The organism is Candidatus Krumholzibacteriota bacterium (assembly GCA_016931295.1).
GTDB lineage: Bacteria > Krumholzibacteriota > Krumholzibacteriia > Krumholzibacteriales > Krumholzibacteriaceae > JAFGEZ01.
The window spans coordinates 215,014-230,623 of the sequence record JAFGEZ010000001.1; the positions used below are offsets into that span (position 1 = coordinate 215,014).

Here is a 15,610-nt window from a genome sequence, read left to right on the forward strand (position 1 = left end):
AGGGAGATGAATACGTTTGGCTAGGATCCGCGTCTATCAGCTTTCGAAAAAATACGACATCTCCAGCGAGGCCCTGATCAAGATCCTCGTGAAGGAAGGTATCACGGTCAAGAGTCACATGAGCACGGTGGAAGAGCACGTGGAGATGCTCATCCAGAACCACATCAACCGTGTGAAGGCCGCGACCAAGAAAGAGGTCAGGAAGAAGAAGCCCCAGCCCCAGGCCCAGACCCGCGCCCCGGCCCCGGCCGATCAGCGGTCGCCCAAGAAGGGACGCGGGCGCAAGCGCGAGAAGCGCAAGGAGACCGATCAGAAAGCCGTCCAGGAAAGCGTCAAGCGGACGCTGGCCAAGCTGGAGGTCACCCGCAAGTCGAAGCGCCGCAAGCGCAAGGAGGACGTCGTCGAGGATGAGCCCGTCGAGAAGAAGGTGCTGACCATCCCCGAGTTCTCAACCGTCTCCGAGCTCGCCGAGGCGCTGGACGCCGAATCGACCGACATCATCCAGCGATGCATGAATCTCGGCCTGATGGTCTCGATCAACCAGCGTCTCGACGCCGATACGCTGAAAATGATCGCCGACGAGTACAACTACAAGGTCGATTTCGACTCGGCCTACGGACAGGAGATCCTCCAGAAGCGCAAGGACGCGAAGCCGGAACGGATGGAGAGCCGTCCGCCGGTCGTCACGATCATGGGCCACGTCGATCACGGCAAGACGTCGCTGCTCGACAATATCCGGAAGAGCAACATCATCGCCGGCGAGAAGGGCGGGATCACCCAGCACATCGGCGCCTACGAGGTGGATGTCGACGGACGCCGGATCACCTTCATCGACACGCCGGGCCACGAGGCCTTCACCGCGATGCGCTCGCGGGGCGCGCAGGCGACCGACATCGTCATCCTCATCATCGCCGCCGACGACGGCGTGATGCCCCAGACGACGGAGGCGATCAACCACGCCCGGGCGGCGGACGTGCCGATGATCATCGCGATCAACAAGGTCGACCTGCCGAACGCCGACATCGAGAAGGTCAAGCGGGGGCTGATGCAGCAGAACATCGTCCTCGAGGAATACGGCGGCAACGTCATGTCCGCGGAGATCTCCGCCCGCCAGGGGACGGGGATCGACAAGCTCCTCGAGATGATCCTCCTCCAGGCCGAGATGATGGAGCTCAAGGCGGATCCCTACGCCGAGGTGCGCGGGGTCGTCCTCGAGGCCCGCAAGGAGGAGGGACGGGGGATCATCTGCACCGTCCTCATCCAGCAGGGGACGCTCGAGGTCGGGGACGTGTTCCTCACCGGCGATTTCCACGGCCGGGTCCGCGCCCTGCTCAACGAACGGAAGAAGAAGGTCGAGAACGCGCCGCCGGCCACGCCGGTCGTCATCCTCGGATGTTCGGGCGTGCCGCAGGCGGGCGACCCGTTCATACAGGTCGAGGACGAGCGGACGGCCAAGGAGATCGCAACCAGGCGCCAGCAGTACCGGCGAGAGAAGGAGCGCCGCACGACGCAGCGCATCACCCTCGAGGATCTCTACTCGCAGATCCAGGAGGGGAAGGTCGCCGAGCTCAACCTGATCATCCGCGCCGACACCGACGGCTCGCTCGAGGCGCTCGTCGACAGTCTCGTCGGGCTGGCGACGGACGCGGTCAAGGTGAACGTGCTCCAGGGCGCGGTCGGCATGATCAACGAGGGGGACATCCTCCTCGCCTCAGCCTCGAACGCCGTCGTGCTCGGGTTCCACGTCAGCGCCGCGCCGCAGGCCGCCCAGCTCGCGAAGAACGAGAAGGTCGACCTGCGCTTCTACGAGGTCATCTACAAGGCGATCGACGACGTCAAGGCCGCGATGACGGGGCTGCTCGAGCCCGACATCGTCGAGAGGGAACTCGGTGCGGCCGAGGTCCGCGAGGTGTTCCGCATCTCCCGGCTCGGCGCCATCGCCGGCTCCTACGTCACCAGCGGCAGCATTCTGCGCAACGCGCTCGTCCGGGTCCGCCGGGAGGGCGAGGTGGTCTACAAGGGCACGATCACCTCTCTCAAGCGGTTCAAGGAGGACGCCCGCGAGGTCCAGTCCGGGTTCGAGTGCGGCATCGGGATCGGCGACTTCGGCGATCTCGCCGAGGGAGACATCCTGGAGGTGTACGTGGAGGAGGAGCACAGCAAGACGCTGTAGAAGGCGCCGGAGGGCCGCGGGGTGATCGTCGCACGCCTGAGAGTCCAGTTGCTCCTGCCAGGCTGCACGTCGCTCAAGCAGAAACGCTTCATCCTGAACAGTCTCAAGGCGCGGTTGCGGAGCCGTTTCAACCTCGCCCTGTGCGAGACCGACTTCCAGGACAAGTGGCAACGGACGGAGCTCGGGTTCGCCACGGTTGCGACGACGAGGCGCGGCGTGGACCGGACGATCCAGGCCGTCGTCGGATTCCTCGAACGGGACGGCCGGGTCGCCCTCATCGAGACCGACAGGGAATACGTCTAGGAGACGGGAGACCGATTCCATGAGCGAGAAACACCGGGCGCGCATCGAGGAGACGATCCATCAGCTCATCGCCGAGCTGCTCGTCCGGCGGGTCAAGGATCCGCGCGTGGCGAACGTCTCGGTGACGGCTGTCACGGTCTCGCGCGACTACGCCGTCGCGAAGATCAAGTACAACATCATCGGCTCCGGCGACGACCCCGCCGACGTCCAGCGCGGGCTCGAGAGCAGCCGGGGATGGATCCGGGGCCAGATCAAGGGACACCTCAGGCTGCGGACGATCCCCGAGCTCGTCTTCTCATACGACGATTCGCTCGATCGGGCCATGCGGATCGAGGGGCTGTTGCAGAAGATCGACGGGGAGGACGAGGCGGATGTCGACGACGATGCCTGACGATGCCTTCGCCGGCGAGTTCGATCGCATCGGATCGCTCCTGGACGCAAGCGGGCGGATCCTCGTCCTCGGCCACATCGATCCCGACGGGGACTGCATCGGCTCGATGTTCGCCATCGCGCTCTTTCTCGACGCGAGGGGCAAGAAGGTTTGCTGCCACGCGCCGGGCAGTCTCCGCGAGCGCTACCGCGGTCTTCCCGGCGCCCGGTTCCTCGCGGGGGAGGAGACGCTCGCCGGCTTCGATCCCGATCTGGTGATCGCGGTCGACGCTCCCACCACAGAGCGTTTCAACGGGATCGCACGGCCCGGGGGGCCGGTCGCGATCATCAACATCGACCACCATCCGACGAACGAGACCTACGGCGATATCGACGTCGTCGATCCCGGCGCGGCCGCGGCCGCCATCATCGTCTGCCGGCTGCTCGAGCATCTCGCGCCGGAGGAGATCACCCCCGGGATCGCCGATTGCCTCTACCTCGGCATCCTGCTCGACACCGGAGGCTTCCGCTTCCAGAACACCGACGCCGAGGCGCTCGCGACGGCGGCGCGCCTCGTTTGTTTCGGCGCCAGGCCCTACGAGCTGGCGCACGAGTTCATCTTCATGAAGTCCTACGTCGCGCTCCGTCTGCTGGCGAAGGTTCTCGATTCCATCGAATCGCACGCCGGCGGCCGGATCGCCGTGATGTCGATCACGCGCCGGATGCTGGAGGAGAGCGGCGCGGCGATCGAGGATTCCGAGGGCTTCGTCGATTACGCTGCGGCGATCGACGACGTCGAGCTCGCCGCCCTCCTGCGGGAGAACGGTCCCGGGGAGATCCGCGCGTCACTCCGCTCGCGGGCGGGGCACGACGTCGCCAGGCTCGCCGCACGGTTCGGCGGCGGCGGTCACAGCAAGGCGGCCGGATTGACGATTTGCGCCCCGCTCGACGAGGCCCGCCGGCTCGTCGTCGAGGGGCTCGGCGCGTTGCTCGCCGAGGGGAATGGTGAATAGCATGGCAGGGAACGTCTCCTCGCCCCATCCGCATCTCGAGGACCGGGTGATCCCCGTAGACAAGTCGCATGGCCTCTCGACCTACGACGCCGTCAGGCGGTTCAAGCGCTGTTTCCGCAAGATCAAGATCGGACACTCGGGCACCCTCGATCCCCAGGCGACCGGTCTCGTGCTGCTCCTCACCGGCGAGGCCACCAAGCTTTCCGGGTATCTCATGGACCTGCCGAAGCGATACCTCGCCGATATCGTGTTCGGCGAGGCGACCGACACGCAGGACGCCGTCGGCCTCGTCGTGCGGGCGGGGGACTGGTCGCACGTGACCGGGGCGTCGATCCGGGAGGCCATCGAACGGTTCGTCGGCGTGCGCGAACAGGTGCCGCCGATGTACTCGGCGCTCAAGAAGGACGGCCGCCCCCTCTACGTCCTCGCCCGGAAGGGCGAGGAGGTGGATCGCGAGCCGCGCGAGGTGGAGACCTACGCGATCGATCTCCTCGAAATCGACCTGCCGCGGATCCGCATCGACATCCGCTGCGCGCGCGGATTGTACGTGCGCGTGCTCGCCGAGGAGATCGGGGACGCGCTCGGCGTCCCGGCCCATCTCGCCGGCCTCGTGCGGACGGAGATCGGCGGTTTCTCGCTCGACGGCGCGATCAGCGACGCCGAATTCGAGGCGCTTCGCGACGCCGGCCCCCCGGGCGTGGGGCTCGCGGAGGCGGTCGCGCATCTTCCCGCCATCGCCGTCGACGGAGAGGACCTCGAGCGGCTCGGGAACGGGATCGCCCCGCGGCTCGGTCCGCCGCTGCCGGAGAAGGGCTCGCTCGTGCGGCTCGTCAGGGCGGACGGGGGGCTCGGCGCGATCTGCGAGGTCGGGCCGGCGGGATTCTGCAAGCTGCGGCGTGTCTTCCACGACCGCTACGCGGCGGAGCGGGGAGTCTGATCGAAGGATGAAGGGCGCGATCACCACGGCCGAGCTCGACGGCGGGCGCTTCAGGAACACGGCGGTCACGATCGGCGTCTTCGACGGCGTCCACATCGGCCACCAGCAGGTCGCGGCGACGCTCCAGGGGGTCGCGCGCGGGACGGGGGCCTCGGCGTCGGTCGTCGTCACCTTCGATCGCCACCCGGCGGCGGTGACCCGCCCGGAGGATGCGCCGCCGCTCCTCACCACCCTCGACGAGAAGCTCTCCCTCATCGCGCGCACCGGCGTCGACTGGATCGTCGTCGAGACCTTCGACCGTGAGACGGCCGCGATGGACTACCGCACGTATATCGAGGAGCGTCTCCTCGGGGGGCTCGGCATGAGCCATCTCGTCGTCGGCCACGATTTCCGGCTCGGGCGCGGCCGCGGGGGCGGCGAGGACCGTCTCGCAGAGGAATCGGCCCGTTCGGGATTCGGCCTCACCGTCGTGCCGCCGGTCAAGCTCGGGGGGCGAACGGTGTCGAGCACGACGATCCGAGAGGACATCGGCGCCCGCCGGTTCGACGAGGCGGCCAGGGCGCTCACCCGCCCGTATTTCCTCGACGGCGACGTCGTCCGCGGGGACGGCCGCGGCGCAGGCCTCGGGTTTCCCACGGCGAACGTCGCGATCCCCGATCCCGGCAAGCTCGTGCCGCCGGCGGGGGTCTACGCGGTTCTCGTCGACACGGGGGAGCAACTCGCCGACGGCATGTTGAACATCGGCAGCGCGCCGACCTTCCACGAGGAGGGGGAGACGCGGATCGAGGTCAACCTCTTCGATTTCGACGGCGATCTCTACGGGCGGCGCCTGCGCGTGCACTTCGTCGCGTGGATCCGCGAGGAACGACGGTTCGCCGACGCCGGCGCGCTGGCGGAACGTCTTGCCCGGGACCGCGAGGCCGCGGCACGGATTCTGCATGAGAAAAAGAATGTTTGACAAATTTTCCCGATGATGTATGTTAGGAAATCGTAGCAGAAGGATAGAACAATTGTGAACGCAGTTGTCAGGCGGATCGGGAGCGATCCCGTTCTGCTGCCATCGTTATCATCGTAGGTCCAAGGAGGTATACCACGATGGCACTGCACAAAGAGGTGAAGAGGGACGTCATAGGACGGTTCCAGCTTCACGAGAAGGATTCCGGCTCACCCGAAGTCCAGATCGCACTTCTCACCGAGCGCATCAACGTCCTGACGGAGCACTTCAAGGTGCACAAGAAGGACTTCGCGTCCCGGCGAGGTTTGCTCAAACTCGTGGGGCAGAGGAGAAAGCTCCTCGATTATCTGAAGAAAAACAAAATCGAGAAGTACCGCAAGGTCATCAAGGAACTGAACCTCAGGAAATAACATTCTCGATCCCTGTCATCTCATTCTTCGCGCGCCCGGACACGCCGGGCGTGGGAGGTTTGTTGCCTGACAACGACACCAACGGAGGCATATTCTGTGATCCAGAAAAAATGGACTCTCGAGGGAAAGGACATTTCCTTCGAGACCGGCCGTATGGCCAAGCAGGCGGACGGGTCCGTACTCGTCGGCCAGGAAGGGACCGTGGTCCTCGTGACCGCCGTTTCCTCCAAGGCGCCCGTCACCGATCGTGACTGGTTCCCCCTCTTCGTCGAATACCGGGCGAAGTTCTACGCCGCCGGCAAGATCCCCGGTGGGTTCTTCAAGCGCGAGGGACGCCCGAGCGAGAAGGAGATCCTCGGCGCGCGCATGATCGATCGACCGATCAGGCCGCTGTTCCCCGACGGATACATGTACGAGGTGCAGGTCGCCGCGAGCATCCTCTCCAGCGACATGGAGCACAAGTCCGACATTCTCGGCATCACCGGCGCGTCGCTCGCCCTCAACCTCTCGAATATCCCCTTCGACGGGCTTTTGAGCGGCATCCGCGTCGGCATGGTCGACGACAGCTTCATTCTCAACCCCACGACCACGGAGATCGAGGAAGGCAAGCTCGATCTCGTCATCGCCGGCACCGACGACGCGATCGTGATGGTCGAGGGCGGGGCCATGGAGGCGTCCGAGCGGACGATCATGGAGGCTCTCGAGTGGGGGCACGACAAGGTCCGCAAGATCAACGGATTCCAGCGCGAGTTCCTCTCCGCCTGCGAGATCCCGACCAAGCGCACCTTCGCGGTCGCTACCCGCGACGGCGAGCTCGAGCGCAAGGTCCGCGAACGCTACGCGGGCGAGGTCGCCTCGCGATGCCGCGTCAAGGGCAAGCTCATCCGGGGGAACGCCCTCATGGAGCTCGCCAACGAGGCCGTCGAGCACTTCGCCGAGGAGTATCCCGAGAGCGGGAAGACGGTCAAGGCCGTCCTGGGAGACATCGAGAAGGAGATCGTCCGCCGGATGATCATCGAGGAGGGCGTGCGCACCGACGGCCGTCGCCACGACGAGATCCGCGACATCACCTGCGAGGTCGGCGTCCTGCCGCGCACGCACGGCAGCGCCCTCTTCACCCGGGGAGAGACGCAGAGCCTCGTCGTCACGACGCTCGGCACCGCCTCCGACGAACAGAAGATCGACGATCTCGAAGGGGAGTCCTGGAAGAACTACATGCTCCACTACAACTTCCCGCCCTTCAGCGTGGGCGAGGTCGGCTTCTTCCGCGGCCCCGGACGGCGCGAGATCGGCCACGGCGTGCTCGCGGAGCGCGCGATCAGGCCGATGATCCCCACCGACGAGCTCTTCCCCTACACGATCCGCATCGTCTCCGACGTCCTCGAGTCCAACGGCTCGAGCTCGATGGCGACGGTCTGCGGGGGCAGCCTCGCGCTGATGGACGCAGGCGTTCCGGTCGCCAAGGCGGTCGGCGGCGTCGCGATGGGGCTCGTCAAGGAGGGTGACCGCGTCGCCGTCCTCACCGATATCCTCGGTCTCGAGGACCATCTCGGCGACATGGACTTCAAGGTCACCGGCACCCGAGACGGGATCACCGCCTTCCAGATGGACTGCAAGGTCGCCGGCGTCAATCGCGAGATCATGGAGAAGGCGCTCGAGCAGGCGCGCCAGGCCCGCATGAAGATCATCGAGCGCATGGAGGCCACGATTCCCGCGGCCCGCCCGGAGATCTCCCCCTACGCGCCGAAGATCACCCAGATCAAGATCGACGTGGACAAGATCCGCGAGATCATCGGCCCGGGGGGCAAGGTGATCCGCCACATCCAGGAAGTCTCCGGCGCGAAGATCGACGTCGAGGACGACGGCACGGTGACCGTCGCGGCGGTCGACACGGCCTCCGCCGACAAGGCCCTGGCGATGATCAGGGAGATCACCGCCGAGCCCGAGCTCGACACCGTCTACAAGGGCACCGTGAAGAGCATCCTGCCTTTCGGTGCGTTCGTCGAGATCCTGCCCGGCAAGGACGGGCTCCTGCACATCTCCGAGATCGACACGAAACGCGTCAACAAGGTGGAGGACTACTTCCAGGTCGGTGACGAGGTCGAGGTCAAGGTCGTCAAGATCGACAACGACGGAAAGATCCGTCTGAGCAGGAAAGTCCTCCTCTAGCGAGGATCGATGCAGAGGATTCCCCGGCCACGTGCGGTCGCCCTCGATTCGGGGGCGACCCTCCTCTATCAGCGCAATCCCGGCATTCCCACGGTCGCCGCCGGGGTGCGCTTCGGGCGCGGCTCCCGGGACGAGCGTCCCGGCGAGGAAGGCTATTCCCACCTCCTCGAACACATGGTCTTCCGGGGCACGAAGCGCCGGAGCGCCCTCGAGACGGCGCTCGATCTCGAGCGGATCGGCGGGCAGTGGGACGCCTTCACCTCGCGTGAGGCGGTCTGTTTCCACGCGAGGGTGCTCGACGAGCATTTCGGCGAATTCGCGGACATCCTCGGCGATCTCGTTCTCGACCCCCTCTTTCCCGAGGACGCCTTCCGGCTCGAGCGCCGGGTCGTCCAGGAGGAGATACGGTCGGTCCGCGACGCGCCGGAGGAGGCGACGCACGAGCTCTTCTTCGACGCCCTCTTCGGCGACCATCCCCTCGGCGCGCCGGTCGCGGGAACGATCGGCGGGATACGCCGCGCCTCCCGCGACCGGCTCGTCGCCTTCCACCGCCGGCGTTTCACCGGCGGCGACGCCCTCGTCGGTGTCGTCGGGAACGTGCCCATCGGGCGGGTCGTCGAGACGATCGAGCAAAGCCTCGCCTTCCGTTCGAGCCGCAGAACGAGGCCCGTTTCCCTCGGACGGCCGCCGCGGCGCCGTCGGGCCGGCATCATCCGCGGCGACTGGTCGCAGGTACAGCTCGTCGCCGGCAACCGGACGGTCTCGACGACCCATCCGGACCGGCCCGCGCTCGTGCTCCTCTCGTGGATCCTCGGCGGCGGGGTGTCCTCGCGGCTCTTCCAGGCCATGCGCGAGCAGGCCGGGCTCGCCTACAACGTCTACGCCCACACGAATTTCTGGCGCGACACCGGCGCCTTCGGTATCGCATGCTCCGTCGATCCGCGCAACCTCGGCCGGTCGGTCGACATCCTCCGCGGCGAGTTGAAGCGCCTCGTGCAGGACGGCGTCACCGCCGACGAGATGGCGAGCGCGCGGGCGCAGATCAAGGCGTCGGTCTACATCGGCGTCGAGAGCGCGGAGAACCTGCTCTTCCGTCTCTTCAGCAGTTACGCCTATCACGGCCGCTACCGGTCGCCGGCGGAAACGGTGCGCGCCATCGAGCGCGTCGGCAGGGGGCGCGTGGTCGAGGCGGCGGAACGGTACCTCTCGTGGGACGATCTGACCATCGTCACCGGCGGCCCCGTGTCGCTGCGGCCGTCGGGCCGGCCTGCCGGCCCGGTCCGGGGGAGGCGTCGATGACGGGTGCGCGGAACGAGATCGAGGTCGTCATCCGGTACCTGCCGCACCATGCCGGGCTGCCGCCGATCGCGCGCATGACCGGCGGATCGAGCGGGTACGACATCAACGCTGCCTGCGACGGGCCGATCGAGATCGAGCCGGGCCGGGCGGCGCTCGTCGCCGGCGGGTTCGAACTCGCCGTGCCGCCCGGGTTCGAGGCGCAGGTCCGGCCGAGAAGCGGTCTCGCCCTGAAGCACCGCGTCGGGATCCTGAACGCCCCGGGGACGATCGACAGCGACTACCGGGGCGAGATCGGGGTCATCCTCTTCAATTTCGGCGAGGAGACCTTCGTCGTCGACCGCGGCGATCGCATCGCCCAGCTCGTGTTCTGCAGCCTGCCGCCGGTGCGCCTCCTCGAGCGCCGGGAGCTCGACGAGACGGTCCGCGGACCGGGAGGATTCGGCCACACGGGCTGATCGCGGCCCCCGGAGAGGGAAAGACGATGGTGCCGGCTCTCCTGACCGCCGTAATGCTCGCCGTTCTTTTCCTGATCCTCCTGTGCCGCCGCCGGGCGGGGTTCCCGGCGGGCGCGCCGCGGGTCCTCGCCTACCACAAGATCGCCCGTTTCGAGTTCGGCGGAACGTGGATGACGCCGGCCCGGTTCCGCGGCCAGATCGCCGGCCTCATCGACGACGGATTCCGCTTCATCGACGAGGCGACCTATCTCGACCGCCTCCGGGGCAACCCGCGCCCGGACAAGAAGGAGATCCTCCTCACCTTCGACGACGGGTATCGCGACGTCCTCGACGCGGCGCCCGTTCTCGCCGATCTCGGCGTGCCGGCGCTCGTCTTCCTCGTCAGCGACTACGTCGGGCGGGAGAATCGCTGGGAGCTGTCCCTGCCCGGACGGCGCTCGAGGCATCTCGACTGGGGTGAGATCGAGGCGCTCGCGTCGGCGGGTTTCTTTTTCGGCTCCCACGGACGCACGCATCGCGATCTCACGCGCCTGGGGCCGGCGTCGCTCCGCGACGAGACAGCCGGTTCGAAACGGGCGATCGAGGATCGTCTCCGCCGGCCGGTCCGGACCTTCTCCTATCCCTACGGGCGCGTCGACGAACGGGTGCAAGCCGCGACGGAGGAGGCGGGGTACGAGGCGGCCTTCACCCTCTACCCGCGGCGCGGCCTGCTGGCCGACCGTTGGCTGCTGCGGCGCGAGGGGGTGTGGATCGTCGATACGCTCGGCACGATCCGGGCGAAGCTCGGCGGGGGATTGCCCGCCGTGCTCGAGGACTGCAAGGGGAGGGCGATCAACGCCGTCGCCGTCCTGACGCCGCTCGTCAAGGGCGACGGTCGGCGGAACGGTCGCGACTGAGCTCGTACCCGGCGCCGCCGCGGGCGGGCCGGTACCGCAGCCCGTCCCGGCCGGCCCGTTCGATGACCCCGGCGGGCAGGATGCGACGGGCGGCGAGGACGTCGAGGGTGATCGGGTAGGAGCCCCGCGTCGCGGCGTATTCCTCGAGACCCGCGCGGATCGCCGCTTCGTCCAGCCGCTTCTCGATCGGCGCGCGGACGACCCGCGAGCGGGCCGTCCAACCCGGCGGCAGGAGCCGGGGCGCGAGGTATTCTCCCACGACGAAACAGGCCGCGAGGGCCGCCGCCGCGGCGATCGTCGGCAAAACGCGTCTTTGCTTCCTGCCGGGCCCGGGCTCCTTCATGCGCGGTCGTTCGGCGACCGGCGCCGTTCCGGTCGGCGCCGCCTCCCGCGTGATCTCGAGCAGTTCCTTCTCGAGAAGCTGCTTGAGGCTCTCGTAGGTGCAGAAGCGCGCCATGCGGGCCTTCGAGACGAGATCGCCGAGGGTGCGCCCGCGTTCGAGCAGCTCGTAGACGATCTCCTCGTTCCGGTCGAGCGAGGGAGGATCCTCCGTGGGGAGCGGGAGCCGCCCGAGGATCATCTCCTCGGAGGAGAATATCTTCCGCATCTCGGGGAACTCGTCGATGCGCCGCATGCACTCCATCAGGACGCCCTCGACCTTGATGTCGTCGTCGAAACTCCTGATCCCCTGCAGGACCTGCCGGCCGATGATGAACTTGTAGTAGCTCTTCGGCCAGCTGAGGACCTCGGTCACCGATTCCTGTATCTGGTCCCGCCAGATCGTGGCGAGCTCGTCCTCGGAGAAGTACTTCTCGGTGAGGAGGAGCTCGACGAGGTCGAGCTTCGTCTCCGCCTGTATCTGCTGCAGCTGGTTCATCTCGTCTCGTCCGAGGAACCCGTACCGCATGAGATAGTCCTTCAGCGGATCGCGGCCGCGGCTCCGGCGGTCGCGGGTCGAGATGATGAAGCCGTCCCGAAAGAAGATGACCATGTTCTCCTCGCCGGTCACGGAGAGCATGCCGGACTTCTTCTGCAGCGAGATCAGCTGGAATATCTCGCTGAGGCCGAAATCCTTGACGTTTCCTTCCAGGGCCATCGCCGGTTCCTTTCCCTACAGCGAATCGAGAAACGCGTCGAGCGGTTCGGGCGCCGCCGCTTCGGGTCTGCTCTCCGCGGGCCGCCGCCCGGTATCCTCCCGGCCGTCGGCCTCGACGCGGACGTCGGGGGGCAGGATGCGGTAGTTGCGCGGTTCCTCGGGCCGGCGTCTCCGCGCCGCGGCGAGCCAGCCGAAAAGGAGGATCGCCGCGGGGAGGGCCGCCATCCAGATCGGCGTGTAGACGTCGATCGAACGCGGATCGCGGAAGAACGGTCCCCGCCACGCGAGCAGCATCAGGGCGGCGATCGCGACGGCGGCGCCGAGGATGCCGGACCGCGTGCGTCCGCCGATGATCGCGGCTGCCCCGGGCCAGAAGAACCTGGCCAGGCGCATCGCGTTCGACCGGGCGGACGCGCGCTTCTGGCGCCGGTGGCGCAGGAGGGCTTCCATCACCTTGACGGAGGAGAGCCCCCCGACGACGCCGGCGCAATCGGGGCAGAGGGCGATCCCCAGGTTCGTGCCGGCGCAGATCTCGCAGGTCGCGCGGCCGCAGTTCTCGCAACGGAACACGCGCCACGCCGAGGGGAACCGGCCGCGAAGGGTCATCGCGGCCAGGAGCGCGGCCACGAGCACGATCCACAGCCGGTCGAAGGGCAGAAGCAGCCAGGGGCGCAGCGCCGCCGTGAGGGCGCCGCCACCGATCTCCTCGCCCTCGCGGATCGCGATCCGCCAGAGGTCGGACGCGCGGAATCCCGCCTCGTAGATCGTGAGGTTCCTGATGCGGGCCGACGCGTGCGTCGCCCGGTATCCCTCGACGCCGAACTCGCTCGCCCGCTCGAGGGCGTCGCTCGACTGGGCGAAGAGCATCATCCGGATGTAGGCCTGGCCGATGTTGTAGTGCGCGAGGACGTTCGTCGAATCGATCGCCAGGGCGTTCTGGTAGCCCGCGAGGGCGCGGTCGTAATCGCTCTCGCAGAAGTAGACGTTGCCCAGGTTCAGGTAGGCCGCGGCCAGGCCGCTTTCGGCGGCCACCGCCTCGAGGAGGAGTTTTTTCGCCTCCTCGAACTCGCCGGCGCGGTACCGGAGGGTGCCGATCGCGAACGCCCGCTCGGCGGCGAACCGGTCGTCCCGTATCGATTCGATCGCCGCCAGGGTCCGTTCGTCGGCGCCGCGCTCGTTGACGAGGGCGAGGCGGCTCGTCACGCTCGCCGGATCGATCCCCGCGGCGATCGGGCCGGCCCGGCCCGCGACCAGGGAGATGCCGGCGACAACCAGGGCGGCCGCGGCCAGCGCGAACCGCTCGCGACGCGAGACGGCCATCCAGACGACGACGAAGAGGATCGCGGCGTAGAGGGCGAGGCCGAGCCGCATGGCGAGCAGCCCGAGCAGCGCGATGCCGCCGATCCATCCGGCGGGGGGCACGGCGATCGACGCGGGGTGGCGCTCGCGGAACCAGTGATCGACGAGCGGCCACGACCTGGCCAGCAGGGCGACGAGCGCGACGAGCAGCCCGCCGAAGAAGGACGCGGCGACGACGAGGAGCGTGTTCGCCGCCAGGAAGGACTGCGAACGGAAATCCCCCGCGAGCCGGCGGACGGCCTCGACGAGATGGGGCAGGAAGGCGGGGTCGAACCGCGATGCCTCGATCCGGGCGAGGGTGAAGAGGGGATCGGCGTCGTCCCCGCTCAGGTCGGCGGCGAGACGCAGCCTGCCGACGGCCCGCTCCCGGTCGCCCGCCTCGAGCGCCTCGAGCGCCTCCCGGTAGAGGGCCCGGGAGCTCACGCCGAGCGTCGGCGCGCCCCGGGACAGCTCGGTTGCCGTGTATTGCTCGAGATTCTCGTCCTGGATGAGATCGAGATGCCCGGCGGCGGCGGAGGTGCAGAATGCAAGAACGGCCGCCGCGCAGAGAGCGGCGATAAGCGGCACGCGAATGGGATTTCTTTCTAACATAATACCGTACAAGCCGGTTGCGCCGGCGTCGTTCTCCACGAACTCTCGCGACCCGTATCGTCTCTTCTCCACCGGCAAGAATCGTGCCGCCTGCGGCGGGTCTATCTGCTTGCCGCCGTTCGCGTTATTACCCCGTTTGACAACGCGGCGCGGCGATGGTACAACAGGGGGGACAGAACAGTCCGTTTCGACCTTCGACGTGCAGAGGGAGCAGGAGATGCAGAAGACGGAGATAGCCCGGATCGGCGAGTCGGTCGGGCGCGAGGTGACCCTCAGCGGCTGGGTGTACAACATGCGCTCGAGCGGCAAGATCATGTTCATCGTGCTCCGGGACGGGACGGGCCTGATCCAGTGCATCGCGGAGAAATCCTCCCTCGGCGGGGAGCTCTTCGAGGAGGCCGGCCGTCTGACGCAGGAATCGTCGATCGAGGTGACGGGCGAGGTCCGCGAGGATTCGCGGGCGCCGGGCGGGTACGAGCTCGGCATCTCGGCGCTGCGCATCATCCAGGTGGCGGAGAAGTATCCGATCACCCCGAAAGAGCACGGGATGAACTTCCTGATGGACAACCGCCATCTCTGGCTCCGCTCCGCCCGCCAGCACGCGATCCTGACGATCCGGGCGGGACTCGTCCGGTTCATCCGCGAGTTCTTCGACAACCGCGGCTTCGTCAACTGCGACACGCCGGTCTTCACGCCGAACGCCTGCGAGGGGACGACCACACTCTTCGAGACGGACTATTTCGGGGACAAGGCGTACCTCACCCAGAGCGGGCAGCTCTACAACGAGGCGACGGCGGCCGCGTTCCGCAAGGTCTACTGCTTCGGGCCCACCTTCCGGGCCGAGAAATCGAAGACGCGCCGCCACCTCATCGAGTTCTGGATGGTCGAGCCCGAGGTGGCCTTCGCCGACCTCGACGACATCATGCAGCTCGGCGAGGATTTCATCGTGGAGATCGTCGGCCGCAGCCTCGAGACCTATCGCTCCCTGATCGTCGACGTCCTCGAGCGCGATCCGGCCCCCCTCGAGCGCGTCCAGCCGCCCTTCCCGCGCGTGTCGTACGACGAGGCGGCGGCGATCCTCGCCGAAGAGGAGACCGGCTTCGAGTACGGGAGCGATTTCGGCGGGAACGACGAGACGGTCCTGGCGACGCGCCACGACCGGCCCGTCTTCGTGCACCGGTTCCCCTCGGCGATCAAGGCCTTCTACATGGAACCCGACCCGGAGAATCCCGCCCTCAGTCTCTCCGTCGACCTTCTCGCCCCAGAGGGGTATGGGGAGATCATCGGCGGCGGGCAGCGCATCCACGACCTCGCGCTTCTCGAGAAGCGCCTCGCCGAGCACGACCTGCCGGCGAAGGCCTTCGAGTGGTACCTCGACCTGCGCCGCTACGGCGCCTTTCCCCACGCCGGCTTCGGCCTGGGCGTCGAGCGGACCCTCGCCTGGATCTGCGGCATCGGCCACGTCCGCGAGACGATCCCCTTCCCGCGCCTGCTCAACCGGCTCTCGCCCTGACGCGGAGCGCGCCGCGCCGACCGGGATGGCGTCATTGACTGTTGACATTCCGCGTTCGCCGGGTGTATACTG

The 15,610-nt window shown here is 67.6% G+C and carries 14 protein-coding genes; 12 read left to right on the forward strand and 2 right to left on the reverse strand.

Features of this window, described 5'->3' with window-relative positions; translation table 11 throughout:
• The first annotated feature begins 16 nt into the window (after nucleotides 1-16).
• From infB to JW876_00895, 11 genes are all read left to right on the forward strand, one after another.
• Nucleotides 17-2,173, forward strand: a complete 2,157-nt coding sequence (gene infB, locus JW876_00845) for a translation initiation factor IF-2 (GenBank protein MBN1884052.1) — start codon at nucleotides 17-19, stop codon at nucleotides 2,171-2,173.
• Nucleotides 2,174-2,194: 21 nt separating this feature from the next.
• Complete coding sequence (locus JW876_00850) at nucleotides 2,195-2,476, forward strand: DUF503 domain-containing protein (GenBank protein MBN1884053.1); 282 nt, start codon at nucleotides 2,195-2,197, stop codon at nucleotides 2,474-2,476.
• A gap of 19 nt (nucleotides 2,477-2,495) precedes the next feature.
• A complete protein-coding gene (gene rbfA, locus JW876_00855) occupies nucleotides 2,496-2,867 on the forward strand; it encodes a 30S ribosome-binding factor RbfA (protein MBN1884054.1) in 372 nt (123 codons plus the stop codon).
• Nucleotides 2,848-3,858, forward strand: coding sequence for a bifunctional oligoribonuclease/PAP phosphatase NrnA (locus tag JW876_00860; GenBank protein MBN1884055.1), 1,011 nt, complete (start codon nucleotides 2,848-2,850; stop codon nucleotides 3,856-3,858). Before rbfA ends, JW876_00860 begins: the two co-directional genes overlap by 20 nt.
• A 1-nt stretch (nucleotide 3,859) precedes the next feature.
• Nucleotides 3,860-4,795 (forward strand): tRNA pseudouridine(55) synthase TruB, encoded by a 936-nt coding sequence (gene truB, locus JW876_00865; GenBank protein MBN1884056.1) that lies wholly within the window; start codon nucleotides 3,860-3,862, stop codon nucleotides 4,793-4,795.
• 7 nt (nucleotides 4,796-4,802) lie between these two features.
• Nucleotides 4,803-5,753, forward strand: coding sequence for a riboflavin biosynthesis protein RibF (ribF, locus tag JW876_00870; protein MBN1884057.1), 951 nt, complete (start codon nucleotides 4,803-4,805; stop codon nucleotides 5,751-5,753).
• Between the two features lie 137 nt (nucleotides 5,754-5,890).
• Complete coding sequence (gene rpsO, locus JW876_00875) at nucleotides 5,891-6,160, forward strand: 30S ribosomal protein S15 (GenBank protein ID MBN1884058.1); 270 nt, start codon at nucleotides 5,891-5,893, stop codon at nucleotides 6,158-6,160.
• A gap of 96 nt (nucleotides 6,161-6,256) precedes the next feature.
• The gene (gene pnp / locus JW876_00880; protein ID MBN1884059.1) at nucleotides 6,257-8,329 is read left to right on the forward strand and encodes a polyribonucleotide nucleotidyltransferase; all 2,073 of its coding nucleotides are present in this window, start codon (nucleotides 6,257-6,259) and stop codon (nucleotides 8,327-8,329) included.
• Between the two features lie 9 nt (nucleotides 8,330-8,338).
• Nucleotides 8,339-9,628 (forward strand): insulinase family protein, encoded by a 1,290-nt coding sequence (locus JW876_00885; protein MBN1884060.1) that lies wholly within the window; start codon nucleotides 8,339-8,341, stop codon nucleotides 9,626-9,628.
• Nucleotides 9,625-10,083, forward strand: coding sequence for a dUTP diphosphatase (gene dut / locus JW876_00890; GenBank protein MBN1884061.1), 459 nt, complete (start codon nucleotides 9,625-9,627; stop codon nucleotides 10,081-10,083). The genes JW876_00885 and dut overlap by 4 nt, the downstream gene beginning before the upstream one ends.
• A gap of 26 nt (nucleotides 10,084-10,109) precedes the next feature.
• Nucleotides 10,110-10,979: a polysaccharide deacetylase family protein gene (locus JW876_00895; protein ID MBN1884062.1), complete on the forward strand. Its 870-nt coding sequence runs from the start codon at nucleotides 10,110-10,112 to the stop codon at nucleotides 10,977-10,979.
• Here the strand turns inward: JW876_00895 and JW876_00900 are convergent.
• Together JW876_00900 and JW876_00905 are read right to left on the reverse strand one after the other, a co-directional pair.
• The gene (locus JW876_00900; GenBank protein ID MBN1884063.1) at nucleotides 10,945-12,075 is read right to left on the reverse strand and encodes a DUF4388 domain-containing protein; all 1,131 of its coding nucleotides are present in this window, start codon (nucleotides 12,073-12,075) and stop codon (nucleotides 10,945-10,947) included. The genes JW876_00895 and JW876_00900 overlap by 35 nt on opposite strands.
• Nucleotides 12,076-12,090: 15 nt before the next feature.
• Nucleotides 12,091-14,001 carry a tetratricopeptide repeat protein gene (locus JW876_00905; GenBank protein ID MBN1884064.1) on the reverse strand — a complete coding sequence of 637 codons (1,911 nt, stop codon included), beginning with the start codon at nucleotides 13,999-14,001 and terminating at the stop codon, nucleotides 12,091-12,093.
• Nucleotides 14,002-14,242: 241 nt separating this feature from the next.
• Here JW876_00905 and asnS point away from each other — a divergent pair, with 241 nt between their 5' ends.
• Nucleotides 14,243-15,538: an asparagine--tRNA ligase gene (gene asnS, locus JW876_00910; protein MBN1884065.1), complete on the forward strand. Its 1,296-nt coding sequence runs from the start codon at nucleotides 14,243-14,245 to the stop codon at nucleotides 15,536-15,538.
• Nucleotides 15,539-15,610 lie beyond the last annotated feature (72 nt).

Bases quoted from the DNA above. Each gene is read 5' to 3' on its own strand.
- rbfA (MBN1884054.1), top strand. From the start codon at position 2,496: ATGAGCGAGAAACACCGGGCGCGCATCGAGGAGACGATCCATCAGCTC.
- JW876_00860 (MBN1884055.1), top strand. From the start codon at position 2,848: ATGTCGACGACGATGCCTGACGATGCCTTCGCCGGCGAGTTCGATCGC.
- truB (MBN1884056.1), top strand. From the start codon at position 3,860: ATGGCAGGGAACGTCTCCTCGCCCCATCCGCATCTCGAGGACCGGGTG.
- ribF (MBN1884057.1), top strand. From the start codon at position 4,803: ATGAAGGGCGCGATCACCACGGCCGAGCTCGACGGCGGGCGCTTCAGG.
- rpsO (MBN1884058.1), top strand. From the start codon at position 5,891: ATGGCACTGCACAAAGAGGTGAAGAGGGACGTCATAGGACGGTTCCAG.
- JW876_00885 (MBN1884060.1), top strand. From the start codon at position 8,339: ATGCAGAGGATTCCCCGGCCACGTGCGGTCGCCCTCGATTCGGGGGCG.
- dut (MBN1884061.1), top strand. From the start codon at position 9,625: ATGACGGGTGCGCGGAACGAGATCGAGGTCGTCATCCGGTACCTGCCG.
- JW876_00895 (MBN1884062.1), top strand. From the start codon at position 10,110: ATGGTGCCGGCTCTCCTGACCGCCGTAATGCTCGCCGTTCTTTTCCTG.
- JW876_00900 (MBN1884063.1), bottom strand. From the start codon at position 12,075: ATGGCCCTGGAAGGAAACGTCAAGGATTTCGGCCTCAGCGAGATATTC.
- asnS (MBN1884065.1), top strand. From the start codon at position 14,243: ATGCAGAAGACGGAGATAGCCCGGATCGGCGAGTCGGTCGGGCGCGAG.